We start from the raw sequence: 14,746 nt of genomic DNA, 5'->3' as shown, positions 1-14,746 counted from the left end.
TTCAAATGCACTCGACAATTGTTACCGATGCCTCTATAGTATGCGCGGTAATCACCGTATAGCTGTACGCATTTACGGTGATTTCGCAGTCATCGGTGAGCACGTACCAGTTTTTACCGCGACGCGTTATGCGGCTGCGGGAATCCAGTATTTTGTTCCGGCACCAGGCGACGACGTCTGGGACGGAAAGGCCCAGATTCCGTTTTATACGCTCGGCGCCCAGCGGCGTCGTGTGCACGTGCCGTACGTGGTTTCTCAGCACGTCGATCGATTCGGTATTATCCATAACCGTTTCAGTATACCGCTGCCGCGAGCGCATGACAAGATTCGCAAACGCACTTGGCGGCGGAAACACTGCGGATCGTTACGCCCGACACCTGAGAAAGCGAACGTACTGCTTTTAAACTCGATTGCGCGGATCCTGAATCGAAACGGTATGCGGCCGTAACCGCGTCGCATGTCGTATTTTTACAAGACTGACGCCGCTTGTTCCGGTATACTGCGAAGTAGACAAAACGATAGCAGGAATGTAAGATAAAACCTGCCGAATTCGCGTTCAAACTGTTTTTTACGGGAGCATTCATATGAAAAGAGTTTTAATGCAAGCGTACGTTACCGGCAGCATCCAAGCCGTTGAACGTTACAAAAAAGCGTTCGCAGCGGTGATCGTCAGCAGTTATCTGAACGAAAACGGGTCGTACTACCATTGTGAACTCGATATTGAAGGCGAAATTCTCGCCGTTGCCGAGCGGCAGGAATCCGCCGTTTGCGGAAACGTGATGCAGTTCTGCCTGCACTACGGTGAAGGAAACGAAGCTAAAATCCGGCGCGCGTATGAAACCCTTCAAGACGACGCTCAAATTCTGGTCCCGCTCGCCCCGTGCGATTTCAGCCCGCTGATGACGGATTTTATCGATGCGTACGGCGTACGATGGTGCCTGTTTATTTGAACACAGCGGAGGAGCGCATGAGCGGCAACAAGGAATTGGCGGCATACATACTGGATCAGCTGGCGGAGTTGGAAAATGTCCGCTGCATACCGATGATGGGCGGTTATATCTTCTATTATAACGGACGGATATTCGGCGGCATATACGGCAACGGGTTCCTCGTGAAGATTACGGAAACAAGCAAAAAATTCATGAGCGACAGCGAACCGGAACCACCGTACGAGGGAGCAAAACCGATGCTGCCGGTTACGATTCTTGAAGATCGGGAACAACTTACGCAAATGATCAGACAAATGTATTGCGAACTTCCCGAACCCAAAAAGAAGCGTACACGCGGAGCTTGAAACACCTGCGGTGCAGACGGAAACAGGCCCCAAGTCTCCCAAAAAAATCCGCCGGACCGTCAAAGGCCGCCGCTCGGAACAACCGTTCTTACCGAATCACGTTTCAAGTGCAAGCTCGACGGCTTTCTCCGCGTGAATCAGCGTAGTGTCGAACACGGGCAACGAAGTATCGTTCTGACTGACAAGCAGCCCGATCTCGGTACAGCCGAGAATGACGCAATCAGCTCCCTGCGCGGCCAGCTTATCGATAATTGCAAGATAACCGTTTTTTGACTGCCGGGAAACGACTCCGCGGCACAATTCGTCAAAAATAACCCGGTCGATATACGCGGAATCCGTTCCATCAGGTACGACGACGCCGATTCCCCGCTGTGCAATGCGGGTTTTGATAAAATCCTGCGACATCGTAAAACGGGTACCGAGCAGCCCCGCCGTCGTCAGGTTTCGGACTTTGATTGCTTCGGCAGTAGCGTCGGCGATATGGATAATCGGAACGGCGACCCGCGATTGTACGTGCGGTACCACTTTGTGCATTGTGTTCGTTCCGACAAGAATGAAATCGGCGCCGCCTTTCTGAAGCGTCAGCGCGGCTTCCGTAAGTTTTTCCGTGATAGTCTGCCAATCACCGGTTTGCAGACACGTTTCAAGCTCCGCAAAATCCACGCTGTACAGCAGCAGTTTGGCTGAATGGAGCCCGCCGAGGCGCGTTTTAACGGTTTCGTTTATTATCCGGTAATACGTTACGGTACTTTCCCAACTCATACCGCCTATAAGCCCAATCGTTTTCATGTATGCCTCCGCCACAGCATCGTATTTTCCGTAAGTATAGCAGAAAACAATCTTTCTCCACAACAAAGCTCCTTTCCAAACGGAAGCTGTTCCGCCGCCCCCACGTACAGGTAAAAAATAGGGCGGACGCCTTGAACTCAGTAAGGTCACCGGCAGCGGCTGCTGCTTCGACATCGGGATTCAGCCGACGCAAAAACGAATCTCGCCCGCCGGAACCGTTACTATCAGGGACTTATGGACGTTGACAATCTTCCCTCCGGCCGGTGATTACAGCGAACTGAAAAATAGTTACGTCATTACCGCAAATTCAGCCGGACGGGGCACATTCCGACAGTCCGTTTCCGTACTTGCGTTCCGGAGTCGACCGTGGTATGATTTACGGATAAGGAGTTTTGACTTATCGATACTATCAATTTGAAAAAGGATATTGTTCGCAGCGCGCGGTAACGGCGTGTTTCGAGATGGTATCCGGCGCCACTACCGCGTTCGGCAAAATCGTTTGAAAAATCATTTTGTTTGGAGCGCACAATGGGCTACGTAAAAGCCGGCGACGTGCTGCCTGCCGAATTACTCGACGCAGTACAGCGATACGCCGACGGCGTGTATCTGTATATTCCGCGGCGCGGAGACAGCAGAAAAAAATGGGGCGAAGCAAATTGCTCCCGCGAACAGCTCGCCCGGCGGAACCGTGAAATATGCGATAAATATGCGGACGGAGTTCCGGTTTCCGTTCTTGCCGAAACATATTTTCTTTCCGGCAAGCGGATTTATAAAATCATTGCGGATCGTTTGAAAACGGAACGCGTTTAACGCGCAGGCGATCCGTATGCTGAACGGAGACTGTCAAAATCCGAAAGGATTTCGGCAGTCTCTTTTTCTTTTCCGAATTGATAAAGCGGTTTGAAAAGCGCGCGTTTCAGAGTATCATACTGATATGAAAACAAACGACGACACAGGCAGCGGTCTTCCGCACGATGCGGCGGCCCCGCATTCGATTCACGATTTCGATTTTTCACTCATCTGCGAATATTTTGCGTCGTTCAACCGACAGGGGCCGGGCAGCCCGGAAACGACGCGGCGCGCGCTCGGTTTTATTGAGAATTTGCCGGCAAACGCGCGGATCGCCGATGTAGGCTGCGGTACCGGCGGTCAGACGACGGTGCTTGCCGAAGAACTCGTACGGCGATTTTCCCGACGGCACGAAAATTCCGCACGCGGCGCGGCCGAAACGACAGATTCGGGTACGGATTCAGATACAGATGCGACGTTCAGCGTTACGGGAATCGATCTGTTTCCGCAGTTTGTCGAATTGTTCAACCGGAATGCGAGTGAACGCGGCGTTTCCGCGTACGTTCACGGAAAAATCGGTTCTATGGACAAGCTCGATTTTGAACCCGAATCGCTCGATCTGATCTGGTCGGAAGGCGCGATTTACAACATCGGTTTTGAGCGCGGCGTAAACGAATGGAAGCGCTTTCTCAAACCCGGCGGATATCTTGCCGTAACCGAAGCGACGTGGCTCACCGACGAACGCCCGGCGGAAATCGAAGCGTTTTGGAACAACGCGTATCCCGAAATCGGAACGATTCCGCAGAAAATCGCGCAGATGCAAAAAGCGGGATATACGCCGATCGCCGCGTTCACACTGGGCAGCGAATGCTGGACGGATCATTTTTACGCACCGGCCGCCGCCGTGCAAAAAACGTTTCTGCAAAAACACGCCGACAGCCCGGCCGCACGCAACCTGGTCGCCGCGCAAAAACACGAACAGGCTCTGTACGCAAAGTACTGTCAATATTACGGTTACGTATTTTACATAGGCAAAAAGCGCTGAGCGCGGCCGTTTGCGGCTTCTGCGGCTTCTGCGGTCGTTTGCGGCTTCTGCGGTCGTTTGCGGCTTCCGCGGCCTTTTGCGGCTTCTGCGGTCGTTTGCGGCCGGATTCCGCGAACAACTGCACATCAATACGGACGGTTACGCATCAGCGTAAACCGGCGCCCGTTTATGCAGATTACGCCCGGTTGTCTTTGGCGATATACGCAATCGTAATGAACAGCGTAATCGCCTCAGACACCGGAGAGGTGAGCCAAATACCGTTCATGCCGAAAAACACCGGCAGCGTGAAAATGCAAATCAAAAGGACGACAAGCCCTCGAGCCGATGAAATGACGGCGGATTCTTTCGCTTTTCCGATCGAAGTAAAATAGAACGAGCTGACGGCGTTTATGCCGCAGAACAGGAAATTCGTCATGAAAATAAGCACACCGGTGCGGATCATCGACTGAACGCCGGGATCCTTGACGAACAACGTGCTGAACCGTACCGAAGTACCGCTGATAAGCAAAATCATGAGCAGCCCCGCGGCGAATATCAGCGCGTTCGTCCGGCGGCGTAAACTCCGGGCAAGCGGTTTTTCTCCGGCGCCGTATGCAAAACTGACGAGCGGACTTATTCCCTGCCCGAAACCGATAACGATAGTGCTGAACAGATACGCAACGTATCCTACGACGGTAAAAGCGGTAACGCCGTCCACACCGATGCGGTGCATAATGACGTAATTATACGCGAACATACTCACGCACATGGACATTTCACCGATAAACTCCGAAAATCCGTTGAAAACGGTATTGCGAAAAACCGCACGGTCAAAGCGGAAACGTGCGAATCCGAAAACCCTCGATTTTTTCAAAAAGAAAAGCAGACTGCATAAAAGTCCCGCCGCCGCCGAAATCAGCGACGCGAACGCAATGCCCCGCACACCGAAGCGGCACGGACCGACGAACACGTAGTCGAGCGCAATGTTCAGCACGACGACTAAAATCATCACCCCCATCGAATACAGCGGATGCCCTTCGTTTCTGATAAACATGGAAAACAACGAGTTGAGAATCATCAGCGGCAGCTCGACGAGCATGATCAGATAATACGCCTTGAAATGGACGGCGACCGCTCCTTCGGCCCCCAACACGCGGAGCATGGGATCAAAGCAGAACAGCACGACCGCGCTTAACCCGACAAGGCAGACGGTAACCGTCGCCATAGTCTGATTGAAAACGGCGCGGCATCGTTCAAGATTCCGGGAACCGAGCGCGATGCCTGCGATTACCGAGCCGCCGACGGAAATCATCAGACCGGTTGCCAGAAACAGATATATGATCGGCAGCCCCAAATTTACGGCGGCGATAGCTTCTTTGCCGATAAAATTTCCCATAAAAAAGCCGTCGGCGATCGTGATAAACGACGTCAGCAGCATACCGATAACAGCCGGAAGTGAAAACTGCATGATGGTTCCGGTTTTATGCGCCTGAATGGCGGCCACGTTCAATGAATTCATGAAAAACTCCTATACGAATTTGTACAGCAATACCGCCGTGCACCGGCGGTTCGAGAACGAGGAGTGATTTGAAGCTTCCGATCTATTCCTTGCAGATTCAGTATAGGAGAAAAAAGGATTTAATATCTCTGAATTCTTGCTCTTTTAAATCGATATGAGCTCAGGGAGGAATCGCTTCGGCAAAACCCTCGGAGCCGGAATGGCATCGCTGCGACTGGAAAGTTACCACTGCGGCCATAAAGTCACCATCGCAGCCGGGAGGAGCGCAGGTTCAGCAGATCGGAATACATCCCGTTTTTATAGTATTTGACGGAAAACAGGATTTGAAAAAAAAATCTCTATCGCCGGATACGCGCTTTTTGCGAACCGGATGCGCTTTTTTAGCGTTACGCAACTTGAGTTGCGAGAGTTTCTGCGATATCTCTTTCAGACGGTCATACACCTGTGTCTGTCCGGCGACGAACTAACCCAAGTTTACACGTTTTGCTCGCCCGTACCGTATCCGTAAAGTCGGAAATTCCGCTGAAAAGAAGTGATTTTCACTCCCCCGGAAATCGTGGTAAAATAAAAGAACTAGAACGGTAAATCGATTTGCCGAAGCGATAATTTTGCGTTTATCGACGGGACAAAGAGAAGCAGCATGGGAATAGAAGAACAAACACTTGAAATGCTGTTTATTACACCGGAAGGAAGAGGCAACGGTTTGGGGAAACGATTAATGGGATATGGAACAGAGAATTTTTCAATCAAAGAATTAGCTGTTAATGAACAAAATCCGCTTGCAAAAGGGTTTTATGAACACATGGGTTTTCAAGTCTATAAAAGAACAGACCACGATGAACAAGGGAACCCCTATCCGCTTTTATACATGAAATTAAATTAGCAATACCGATTTATTCAGTTGACATAAGGGGAGACAGCGAATATGAAAAGATATATTGCCTTTTTGCGTGGTGTCAATATAAGCGGTAAAAATGAGATTCCAATGGCAGAATTAAAAAAGGACTATGAAAAAGCGGTGTTCTGGTCTTTCAGCCGAAAAGATTATCAAAAAACAAACTGGTGGTCAAAAACGGCGAGTGCAAGCATCGGCAACAAACTGACAATAAGAACGGCACATACTGTCGGGAAAATAATGGGAATATAATTGCTTTCCCATTATTTCGGATATGAGGAATCTCGCCGTGTGTTATTTTTCAGTTCCTCCCACATGTCATGCATATTGGAGCGGACAACAGTTGATTCAACGGAGTCATATGATTCATTTTTACGGATCTTCGTAAAATTTTTGTAAAAACAGACAATTTATGGTAATATAATGAATAATCAAAACAGAACGGCATTTTATACTGACGGAAAGCAGGGTTGTGAGGATGTTATGCGGAACCGACGAAGAAATGTTATACGGACGCCGGACGATCCGGCGCTGAAAGGAGAATAGAGAATGAAAAGGCTTTTTTGTTTATTACCACTCTTACTAATAATTAATATGGAAAACTGTTTTGCCCAAAATACAGATTTAAAGTACTATTCTTCGATTCAAGATGGCGATTATGATAATAATTTCAAAGGAGTTGCAGCTGCAATTTTTTTAGGCGATTCAACTGAAGTTGATGATGAAATGATAGAAGAATTTAAAAATAAATTTCCTGAAGATATACGAAATATCTCAAAACTAACAAGAAACAATTTATGGTTATGCAGAAAAGCTTTAAATGAATGGGATTATAAGAAAGGAGAATACTATCTAGTAATATGTGCAGATAATGCTTACGCAACAGAAGCAATTGTTCTTTTGGTAACAATTACTGGAAAAGATGATTTTACATGGTGGGGAAAGGTAATAACAGAAAAAGATTTTGCTTTCTTTGAAAACATGTCCGATAAAACAGAATAAATGAGCATATTATTAGTAATTTTAATCGTAATTATTGTAATTATATTTAGAGTTAACTCTTCAAAGATTAAAGGTTCTGTTGGAGAGTTCAAAGTAAATACAATATTAAGTTTTCTTAATTTTGAATGTATTTCTTTGCACGACATGATGATAAGGAATTCAAAAGGATCAACTTCCCAAATTGATCACTTAGTTTTATCGGAATACGGAATTTTTGTAATAGAAACAAAAAATTATAAAGGATGGATTTTTGGAAATGAAAAATCAGAATACTGGACACAGGTTCTTTTCAAAGAAAAGCATAAGTTTAGAAATCCAGTTAAACAAAATTGGAGTCATATTTATGCGCTAAAAGATATTTTATTTGAATATAAGAAAATAAGGTATTATCCAATTGTTGTTTTTTCCGGAAATGCAACATTGAAAGATATAGAATCGTCAGTTCCTGTAATTTATGAATCTTCATTAAATCAAACAATTAGAAATTACAGCACAGAAAAATGCTTAACAAATGAAGAAGTTCTACAAATTAAGAATTTACTAGAATCAAAAAAAATAACAGAGAAAGGTGCTAAAAAAGAGCATGTAGAAGAAATTCATCAAAGTATTTTTGAAAAACAATTAAAAAAGGAAAGCTTAATTTGTCCGAGATGTAATTCGGAATTGAAATTAAGAGAAGGAAAATATGGTAAATTTTATGGATGCTCAAATTATCCAAATTGTAGATTTACCATGAAGTATTAGAAAAATAAACGTATAACAATCGCTTCAACCTCATATGATGAGACCTCTGTCAACATAGAAAAGGGACAAAGCTGACGATTTATAACGGCTTGACCACTCTCATATACGTGGATTGGATACCACAGGTCAATGGTCCGCCAGAAATAAGTCCGTCCTCTCTGACAATAGGATTCAGATCTTTGTAATAAAAAGAACTGTCCTTACGGTTGAATCGACGATGACTTGAATAGCGTAATCGTCAAACTTTGTCCCCGAGCAAAACACAATAATTATGCAATATTATTCGTCATCATTCCCCAAATAAAACAGGCCATTTCACGGGCGGCTGCAGTCGTCGCTTTGTTTGGGTTGACACCACGAAAAATCATTGAGTTCCTTTTTCGTTTGATACGTTCGGTGGCTTTATCGGCATAGAAAACAATCAAAGGATTCATGTCTTTCTGCCGCGCTAATAAACGAAGCGATTTTTTCCCGCATAACTGCGAGTGGCTCATGGATTGTGCGGCCTCGATCAATAGACATCGCAAGTGTTTATTTCCTGCCTTTGTGATTCCCCTGTTTTGGCTTGATAAACCACTTGCATGAATACCCGGACATAAACCAAGATAGCTTGCGAAATACGTTGCCTTTTCAAAACGATTGAAGTCTTCGACCTCAGAAATAAGAGTTACGGCGGTAAGAATGCTGATACCGCTGAAACAGCATAGTTTTTTAACGTCATCTTTGATTAAGGGGGTTTCCGCAATTTCTGCGATTTTGTCATCGAGCCTGGATACCCTGCTCATTTGGTGATTGACCTCGGAAAGATATTCTTCAAAAGAGTAGCGTTCGATATCATTAGTGAACTCGAGAGTCTTGAGCCAAGCATAAAACTTTTGCGTCCAGTATTTAGATCTGTTGCCATAGGGATATACCATGCCTTTTCTCAGTAAGAAGGACAGCAAAATTTGCTTTGCTCTCTTTTGGGCTTTCAATGCGGTAGCTCTGGTTCGGGTTAATTCCTTAATCGTTTCCATTTCTGGCGTTAAGACGTTCACTGATTTATAGGTGTTATGGGCTAAATGCAGGGCGAGCTGACGAGCATCGATTTTATCAGTTTTTCTTTTTTTATCATCTGTCGATTTAGGCAGTGATGATGGCGCCATAACAACGCAGGATATATTTTTCTTTTGGAGCTCTCGACATAATGAAAATCCAGTTGGCCCTGCCTCGTATCCGCAGACGACCATCACATCATCATCCTTAAAACGATTTTCGATCGTCTTAATATATGCAAGTACTGCAGTAGTCTCTGATTTAATCGTTGTCTCTGAAAACATATAGTTTTCATGAGAGTCAAAACTGCAAAGACTGTACGTGTCCTTATGGACATCCATTCCAATATAAACTATTCTATTCATGAAGGGGCCTCCGTTTGTGTGCGGTATGCACGTATTGGTTTCCAGTATGCTGCTAATCCGCGATTAATAACATACTGGAGGTCTCTTCATATTGTCTGACTCGGCTATGGCGCATCGCAGGTCAAGCAACTGTTGGGCGGACGCCTGCGGCGAAAAAGCCTTGACTTCGTGATGTAATAACAATATAATTACTTATTGTGTAAAGAGTTAATCATATGCTAGTGTCGCTTGTCGTAATAGGTAATTCCAAAGGAATAAGACTGCCCAAAACAGTCATAGATCAACTACAAGTAAAGGATAAGCTCGAATTAGAAATAGAAGACAGCAAGATTGTGCTTAAACCAGTAAAGTCAAAAGCTCGGCAAGGCTGGAATGAATCATTTATCAACATGCATCAAACAAATGAGGATACTATCATTGATGAGGCTCCGATTGAATCCGAGGCATTTGAATGGGTATGGTAGTTAATCAATATGAAGTATTTCTCATTGATTTAGACCCAACGATGGGACATGATATGCAGAAAACAAGACCTTGTTTAGTGCTCTCGCCAAATGAAATGAATCATCATATTAGTACAGTAATCGTTGCACCTATGACAACGAAATCACACAGTTTTCCAACGCGAGTACAATTGAAATTTGCAGAAAAGCAAGGGTGGATTGTGTTGGATCAAATACGAACAATAGACAAGGTTCGCTTAGTGAAGAAGGTGGGAAAGATTGAAACAAAAACAATAAAGAAAGTGAAAGAAGTCTTGATGGAAATGCTCATTGATTAGAATCACTCGTCTAACGCGATTGTAGGAAAAGCGGTTTTTGAAAAATGATAAAAGGACGGAAGGGAGGAAAAGGCTAATGAAAATGCCTGTGAAAATTGATACGGAAATGCTTGCGCCGTGCGGTATGAACTGTCTGGTCTGTTATAAACATTGCCATACAAAAAAAACGCACCAACCTTGCCAGGGATGTCTGCTTGAAAGCAAGGGAAAGCCGCAACATTGCCGCAAATGTAAGATTAAAGAGTGTGTCAAAGAAAAATCCCTGTCCTATTGCTTTGAATGCAGTGATTTTCCGTGCAGGCTGATAAAAAACCTTGAAAAAAGCTATAATCAACGATATTGTGAAAGCCTTGTTGAAAACAGCAGAATTGCAAAGGAACAAGGCATACCGCACCTTATGGAAACACAGATACAAAAATACGGCTGTTCAGACTGTGACGGTATAATATCATTGCATGATACTGTATGTACGGAATGCGGAAAAACAAGAATGAACGACGCTGATCAGGCGGTGCAAATTTGCTCAGATTCAGATAAGGAGTAAAAAGGAGCTATCTGAATCTGACGTTAGAAAATTAAACGAGCGGGTAAAAGCTTTTATTGAATATGGTCCGTCCGAAAAAGCCTGACTTCCAATCTCGGCGTCGAATTACTATGCACTTGGATGCTTTTTGGTATCGGGACAATATAAAGGAAAAGGTCATGGAAAAGCATTATTGGAATATGTGATAACGGAAGCCAAAAAAATGAAAAGAGCGGAATTGTTGCTGTTGTCGGAACAAAAAACTGCATTTTTTGAGCGACACAAAATGGCTTTTAAAACAGGGATTTGTTGAATGCGACGTCCTTCCCTACGGATATAGTCTTCTTGCTATGAGTTTTAATGATTCTGCAAGAAAGTGAAAGTGCGAACATAAAAAGAGATATGTCGTTTATTATTCAAATCGCTGTTCCTTTACCGAATATCATGTTGCAGCTGAACTTGCAGAAACACTGAAAAAACGGAAACAGGAATGTAAGATCGTAAAACTTGAAAACTGCACTCAAGCACAAAATGCACCGAGCCCTGCAACAATTGATGTAAGTGTTTGTCTTGACAACCGTTGGGATAAGGCTATGGGAAAATAAGAATTTTCATCTGACAACTGCTTCAATCTGACATTGCCAATCCGCTTCGGCAAAACCCGCACAGGTCACTATCGCCGCCGGAATGGCATCGCTGCGGCCGGGAGGCGCGCAGGTTCAGCAAATCGGAATACACAAATCGATTTCCATATGCGACGCGTCGGCGGCGACATTCCGGTAAATGTCGAACCCGTACCGATTGTCGGTCAGCGCGCCCGTGCACGGCATCCATACGTTGAACACGCTCTGATACGCGGCGAATATCAGTTTCGGAGATCCGTTGAAATGGTACACGGCGAACTTTCCGCCGGTCAGCGTGCACGTGTTTTCAAGCGGACAGCCGAGCGGCACTTCCATACAGATATCGTACAAACAGCTATCGGCGTCGGTAACGGACGGGTCGCTGTAGGTGCGCTCGAACAGCAGGCTGTTTTCAGTATGATATGTTCCGTATTTTTCAATAAACGCGCACCAGTCGCCCGATAAATTGTGATAATTGCCTTTTCGGCGCTCATAAACCACGTGATAATCGGGCAGCATTTCTATGGTGATTTTTTTCCGGCATTCGTCGAACGATTCGAGTTCGTCGTTTTCCGCGTGAAAAAACGGATGTTCCACGGAACGCCGGACGGCACCTTTTCGGAAATAGTACGGCGACGTGTCCTGAAATTCCCTGAAAAGCGTCGCAAAGTTCGACGAACTCAAACCGTAATCGATTCCGATGTCGCTCACGGTGCGGTGCCGCTCCACTTTAAGCCGGAACGCACATTGTTCCATCCGCATCCGTTTGACGAACGCGTACACGCTCTCACCGGTCTGCGTTTTGAATAAACGGCAGAAATGGAATTTGGAATATCCGCAGTACGCGGCGACGTCGTCCACCGAAATATCGTTCCGTAAATTGGCCAGTATGAAGTCTATCGCCTTGTTCACGATTTCACACGTAATCATGGGTATACGATAAAGGAAATTCGCTTTTCCGTCACCTCCGCGGACGGCCCATTATTTTTTAAAGTAACAAATTTCCGATTTTTCCGTGTTATACCTCGTGAAAGATAAAAAACACGAGAGGATTCAATGAAGTGTGTAAAACGAATTGCGGTATTGCTAACCGCAGCGGTCATGGCGGCGAGTCGCACCGGCACTACCGCACGCGGCTGCGGTACCTGTCGGCGCGGCGTTATTTTTTGAGCAGCGCGGCGAACGGATTATACGTGTCCGAATCGTCCTGATTTTTCAGATATTTCGCCGCCGACGAGTCCTGTTCGCTCGAAGCCGCGGGTTTCAGCGACAAGCGTTTCTGCTCCGCGTCGACCGCTTTGACCACGACCGACAGTTTGTCGCCGATTTTATAGAGCTTACGCAGATTCGTGTTCCGGTTTGCGTCTTCCAGCTCGGAAACGTGAACCAACCCGTCCACCCCCGGTTCCAGTGCAACGAACAGACCGAATTCGGCAATCCGCGAAACCGTCCCCGCGTGTTTTGAATCTGCCGGATATTTGCGCACAACGTCGTCCCACGGATCGCGCTCAAGTGCCTTCAGACTGAGCGAAATCCGTTCGTTATTCCAATCGAGTTTGATAATCTGCGCTTCGATTTTCTGTCCTTCGGAAAGCACGCTGCGGATATCGTCCACGCGGCTGTGCGAAATCTCGGAAACGGGCAGCAGCGCCCTGAATCCGCCGATATCGACGAACGCGCCGTAGCTTTGAACGGCCTCTATAACGCCGGCCACCGTAGAACCGATTTTCAGCGTTTCCTGCAATTTCGCCAAATTTTCTTCATACGATTCTTCACCCATCACGCGGTTCGACACCAGAATGTTCCGGCCGTTTTCCTTGTATTCCTGAATCTTGAACGGCAGCGATTTACCGATATAAAAATCGGGACTTTCTTTTTGTCTGAAACCCATCTGCGAATACGGACAGAACGCGCGGCTCGTTCCTATCTTAATTTCAAAACCGCCTTTAATTTCTTTTTCAACGTGACCCTCGACGGGGATACCGCTTTTATACGCGTTTTCGAGCACGGTTTTATCGGCCTTGTCGCCGCTGATTTTGGCGGTAAAACGCATTTCGCCGTTTTTATCACCCATGAAAAAAACTTTTACCGTATCGCCTTCTTTTACCGTAAGCTTACCGTCCGCATCGGTAAATTCGGCGCGATCGGCAACGCCCTCGCTTTTCATATTCAAATCGAGAAAAATACTATCCGCTGAAACGGCAACCACCGTCGTCTCTATTTCCTGCCCGGGTTCCAAAAATTTCATGTCACGCTCCTATCGTATCCATAGACTATAGAAAAAATCGGGCATGTGTGCAAGCACAATCGCCGTACGAAGCGCACCGCGTGGCACGAATCGCGTTCACGCATCCGCGCCGAGTTCTTTTTCCTGCACCAGGGCGATAAACGCTTTCATTTCACGGCTGACCCATTTATCCTTGTGGTAAACCAGCTGCCGCCACGTACGCAGCTGAAAATCGGCCACGTCGAGCGCGGTAAGCGAACCGCACGCAATATCGGCACGGACGGTAAATTCCGGCAAAAACGAAACGCCCGCGTTGTCCCGCAGCAGCGTAACGATAAAACCCGTATCGCCGATTTCCAAAAAAGGCCGAATACTTTTACCGGCGGCAGCGAGCCGCTGTTCCAGCGCCAGCCGGTAACTGGCGTTGTACTCGGTCAGCAGCATCGGCTGCGCGATAACCTCGTCTATGGACAGCTGCTTTTTTCCGGCGAGCGGAAATCTGGTTGAAGCGGCAAAAATAACCGCTTCCGGCTGTTCCAGCACTTTGATCCATTTTGCGTCGTATATCCGCCGGTCAAGAAAGTACACCAGATCCAAGGTGTTTGCGTTCAGCATGGAAAGCAGTACATTTGGCGTGTCGACGACGATTTTCAGCGCGACGTTCGGATACAGCCGGTGAAATTCAGCGGCGAGCGGCGGAAGCAGCGAACTGCACACGGATTCTATCGTGCCGATAACCAGCATTCCTTGCAGCTGGGCCGACTCGGAAAGCATCCCTTTCACGTGATTTAAATCGCGGATCACGTTCAGCGCGTACTGATAAAACGTCGTGCCCGCGTGCGTCAGCGAAATCCGCTTTCCGATACGATCGAACAGCTGCACGCCCAGATCTCTTTCAAGACTTTTGATTTGAATCGTAACCGCCGCCTGCGAATAGCCCAAAACGTCGGCGGCCTTGCAGAAGCTGCTCTGCTTTGCGACTTGCAGAAAAGTTTTCAATTCACGGATTTCCATACGCTGCCTCCGGCGATTGCCGCGCAGACTGAATTTCGGTTACCCAAGTTTCCGACTGCCGGCGGCTCGGGTTTCCGATTGCCCGATTGTTCAATTGCCCGATTGTTCAATTGCCTGATTGT

The 14,746-nt window shown here is 46.6% G+C and carries 19 protein-coding genes; 12 read left to right on the top strand and 7 right to left on the bottom strand.

Features of this window, described 5'->3' with window-relative positions:
- Position 1: 1 nt before the first annotated feature.
- The gene (locus TREBR_RS00770; RefSeq protein ID WP_013757330.1) at positions 2-286 is read right to left on the bottom strand and encodes a DUF3781 domain-containing protein; all 285 of its coding nucleotides are present in this window, start codon (positions 284-286) and stop codon (positions 2-4) included.
- 298 nt (positions 287-584) lie between these two features.
- Here TREBR_RS00770 and TREBR_RS00760 point away from each other — a divergent pair, with 298 nt between their 5' ends.
- Both TREBR_RS00760 and TREBR_RS00755 read left to right on the top strand, forming a co-directional pair.
- Positions 585-950 carry a VOC family protein gene (locus TREBR_RS00760; RefSeq protein ID WP_013757329.1) on the top strand — a complete coding sequence of 122 codons (366 nt, stop codon included), beginning with the start codon at positions 585-587 and terminating at the stop codon, positions 948-950.
- Between the two features lie 17 nt (positions 951-967).
- Positions 968-1,294: a TfoX/Sxy family protein gene (locus TREBR_RS00755; protein WP_013757328.1), complete on the top strand. Its 327-nt coding sequence runs from the start codon at positions 968-970 to the stop codon at positions 1,292-1,294.
- Positions 1,295-1,390: 96 nt separating this feature from the next.
- Here the strand turns inward: TREBR_RS00755 and TREBR_RS00750 are convergent, their stop codons facing one another.
- Complete coding sequence (locus TREBR_RS00750) at positions 1,391-2,083, bottom strand: aspartate/glutamate racemase family protein (protein ID WP_013757327.1); 693 nt, start codon at positions 2,081-2,083, stop codon at positions 1,391-1,393.
- A gap of 528 nt (positions 2,084-2,611) precedes the next feature.
- Here TREBR_RS00750 and TREBR_RS00745 point away from each other — a divergent pair.
- Complete coding sequence (locus TREBR_RS00745; RefSeq protein WP_013757326.1) at positions 2,612-2,893, top strand: CD3324 family protein; 282 nt, start codon at positions 2,612-2,614, stop codon at positions 2,891-2,893.
- 124 nt (positions 2,894-3,017) lie between these two features.
- Positions 3,018-3,917, top strand: a complete 900-nt coding sequence (locus TREBR_RS00740; protein ID WP_013757325.1) for a class I SAM-dependent methyltransferase — start codon at positions 3,018-3,020, stop codon at positions 3,915-3,917.
- Positions 3,918-4,092: 175 nt separating this feature from the next.
- Here TREBR_RS00740 and TREBR_RS00735 read toward each other — a convergent pair whose 3' ends face one another.
- On the bottom strand, positions 4,093-5,415 hold the full coding sequence (locus TREBR_RS00735) for an MATE family efflux transporter (RefSeq protein ID WP_013757324.1): 1,323 nt from the start codon (positions 5,413-5,415) through the stop codon (positions 4,093-4,095).
- 640 nt (positions 5,416-6,055) lie between these two features.
- Here TREBR_RS00735 and TREBR_RS00730 point away from each other — a divergent pair.
- The 4 genes from TREBR_RS00730 to TREBR_RS00720 all read left to right on the top strand — a co-directional run bounded on the left by TREBR_RS00730 (position 6,056) and on the right by TREBR_RS00720 (position 8,056).
- Positions 6,056-6,298, top strand: coding sequence for a GNAT family N-acetyltransferase (locus TREBR_RS00730; RefSeq protein WP_041610273.1), 243 nt, complete (start codon positions 6,056-6,058; stop codon positions 6,296-6,298).
- A 42-nt stretch (positions 6,299-6,340) separates the two neighbouring features.
- Complete coding sequence (locus TREBR_RS13990) at positions 6,341-6,562, top strand: DUF1697 domain-containing protein (protein WP_013757323.1); 222 nt, start codon at positions 6,341-6,343, stop codon at positions 6,560-6,562.
- A gap of 297 nt (positions 6,563-6,859) precedes the next feature.
- A complete protein-coding gene (locus TREBR_RS00725) occupies positions 6,860-7,312 on the top strand; it encodes a hypothetical protein (protein WP_013757322.1) in 453 nt (150 codons plus the stop codon).
- On the top strand, positions 7,313-8,056 hold the full coding sequence (locus TREBR_RS00720) for an NERD domain-containing protein (RefSeq protein WP_013757321.1): 744 nt from the start codon (positions 7,313-7,315) through the stop codon (positions 8,054-8,056).
- A gap of 269 nt (positions 8,057-8,325) precedes the next feature.
- Here the strand turns inward: TREBR_RS00720 and TREBR_RS00715 are convergent, their stop codons facing one another.
- Positions 8,326-9,456, bottom strand: coding sequence for an IS110 family RNA-guided transposase (locus tag TREBR_RS00715; protein ID WP_013757258.1), 1,131 nt, complete (start codon positions 9,454-9,456; stop codon positions 8,326-8,328).
- A 215-nt stretch (positions 9,457-9,671) separates the two neighbouring features.
- On the opposite strand from TREBR_RS00715, the gene TREBR_RS00710 reads away from it, so the two are divergent.
- From TREBR_RS00710 to TREBR_RS14760, 4 genes are all read left to right on the top strand, one after another.
- On the top strand, positions 9,672-9,920 hold the full coding sequence (locus TREBR_RS00710) for an AbrB/MazE/SpoVT family DNA-binding domain-containing protein (RefSeq protein ID WP_013757320.1): 249 nt from the start codon (positions 9,672-9,674) through the stop codon (positions 9,918-9,920).
- Positions 9,908-10,237 (top strand): type II toxin-antitoxin system PemK/MazF family toxin, encoded by a 330-nt coding sequence (locus TREBR_RS00705; RefSeq protein ID WP_013757319.1) that lies wholly within the window; start codon positions 9,908-9,910, stop codon positions 10,235-10,237. Before TREBR_RS00710 ends, TREBR_RS00705 begins: the two co-directional genes overlap by 13 nt.
- Before the next feature lie 37 nt (positions 10,238-10,274).
- On the top strand, positions 10,275-10,781 hold the full coding sequence (locus TREBR_RS00700; RefSeq protein WP_215904825.1) for a DUF3795 domain-containing protein: 507 nt from the start codon (positions 10,275-10,277) through the stop codon (positions 10,779-10,781).
- 91 nt (positions 10,782-10,872) lie between these two features.
- Complete coding sequence (locus TREBR_RS14760) at positions 10,873-11,073, top strand: GNAT family N-acetyltransferase (RefSeq protein WP_156786682.1); 201 nt, start codon at positions 10,873-10,875, stop codon at positions 11,071-11,073.
- A gap of 406 nt (positions 11,074-11,479) precedes the next feature.
- Here TREBR_RS14760 and TREBR_RS00695 read toward each other — a convergent pair whose 3' ends face one another.
- The 3 genes from TREBR_RS00695 to TREBR_RS00685 all read right to left on the bottom strand — a co-directional run bounded on the left by TREBR_RS00695 (position 11,480) and on the right by TREBR_RS00685 (position 14,624).
- Entirely contained in the window at positions 11,480-12,313 is an 834-nt protein-coding gene (locus tag TREBR_RS00695; RefSeq protein WP_013757317.1) for an AraC family transcriptional regulator, read from the bottom strand.
- Positions 12,314-12,542: 229 nt separating this feature from the next.
- Positions 12,543-13,631 carry a 30S ribosomal protein S1 gene (locus tag TREBR_RS00690; protein ID WP_013757316.1) on the bottom strand — a complete coding sequence of 363 codons (1,089 nt, stop codon included), beginning with the start codon at positions 13,629-13,631 and terminating at the stop codon, positions 12,543-12,545.
- Between the two features lie 96 nt (positions 13,632-13,727).
- Positions 13,728-14,624, bottom strand: a complete 897-nt coding sequence (locus tag TREBR_RS00685) for a LysR family transcriptional regulator (protein ID WP_013757315.1) — start codon at positions 14,622-14,624, stop codon at positions 13,728-13,730.
- Positions 14,625-14,746: the final 122 nt, after the last annotated feature.

It is taken from the genome of Treponema brennaborense DSM 12168 (assembly GCF_000212415.1).
GTDB classification, from domain to species: Bacteria; Spirochaetota; Spirochaetia; order Treponematales; family Treponemataceae; genus Treponema_F; species Treponema_F brennaborense.
Note: the sequence above shows the minus strand (reverse complement) of the source record. Positions and strands in the feature narration are given on the sequence as shown.

Bases quoted from the DNA above. Each gene is read 5' to 3' on its own strand.
- TREBR_RS00685 (WP_013757315.1), bottom strand. From the start codon at position 14,624: ATGGAAATCCGTGAATTGAAAACTTTTCTGCAAGTCGCAAAGCAGAGC.
- TREBR_RS00740 (WP_013757325.1), top strand. From the start codon at position 3,018: ATGAAAACAAACGACGACACAGGCAGCGGTCTTCCGCACGATGCGGCG.
- TREBR_RS00705 (WP_013757319.1), top strand. From the start codon at position 9,908: ATGGGTATGGTAGTTAATCAATATGAAGTATTTCTCATTGATTTAGAC.
- TREBR_RS00710 (WP_013757320.1), top strand. From the start codon at position 9,672: ATGCTAGTGTCGCTTGTCGTAATAGGTAATTCCAAAGGAATAAGACTG.
- TREBR_RS13990 (WP_013757323.1), top strand. From the start codon at position 6,341: ATGAAAAGATATATTGCCTTTTTGCGTGGTGTCAATATAAGCGGTAAA.
- TREBR_RS00755 (WP_013757328.1), top strand. From the start codon at position 968: ATGAGCGGCAACAAGGAATTGGCGGCATACATACTGGATCAGCTGGCG.
- TREBR_RS00715 (WP_013757258.1), bottom strand. From the start codon at position 9,456: ATGAATAGAATAGTTTATATTGGAATGGATGTCCATAAGGACACGTAC.
- TREBR_RS00730 (WP_041610273.1), top strand. From the start codon at position 6,056: ATGGGAATAGAAGAACAAACACTTGAAATGCTGTTTATTACACCGGAA.
- TREBR_RS00770 (WP_013757330.1), bottom strand. From the start codon at position 286: ATGGATAATACCGAATCGATCGACGTGCTGAGAAACCACGTACGGCAC.
- TREBR_RS00735 (WP_013757324.1), bottom strand. From the start codon at position 5,415: ATGAATTCATTGAACGTGGCCGCCATTCAGGCGCATAAAACCGGAACC.
- TREBR_RS00760 (WP_013757329.1), top strand. From the start codon at position 585: ATGAAAAGAGTTTTAATGCAAGCGTACGTTACCGGCAGCATCCAAGCC.
- TREBR_RS00725 (WP_013757322.1), top strand. From the start codon at position 6,860: ATGAAAAGGCTTTTTTGTTTATTACCACTCTTACTAATAATTAATATG.
- TREBR_RS00720 (WP_013757321.1), top strand. From the start codon at position 7,313: ATGAGCATATTATTAGTAATTTTAATCGTAATTATTGTAATTATATTT.
- TREBR_RS00745 (WP_013757326.1), top strand. From the start codon at position 2,612: ATGGGCTACGTAAAAGCCGGCGACGTGCTGCCTGCCGAATTACTCGAC.
- TREBR_RS00690 (WP_013757316.1), bottom strand. From the start codon at position 13,631: ATGAAATTTTTGGAACCCGGGCAGGAAATAGAGACGACGGTGGTTGCC.
- TREBR_RS00695 (WP_013757317.1), bottom strand. From the start codon at position 12,313: ATGATTACGTGTGAAATCGTGAACAAGGCGATAGACTTCATACTGGCC.
- TREBR_RS00750 (WP_013757327.1), bottom strand. From the start codon at position 2,083: ATGAAAACGATTGGGCTTATAGGCGGTATGAGTTGGGAAAGTACCGTA.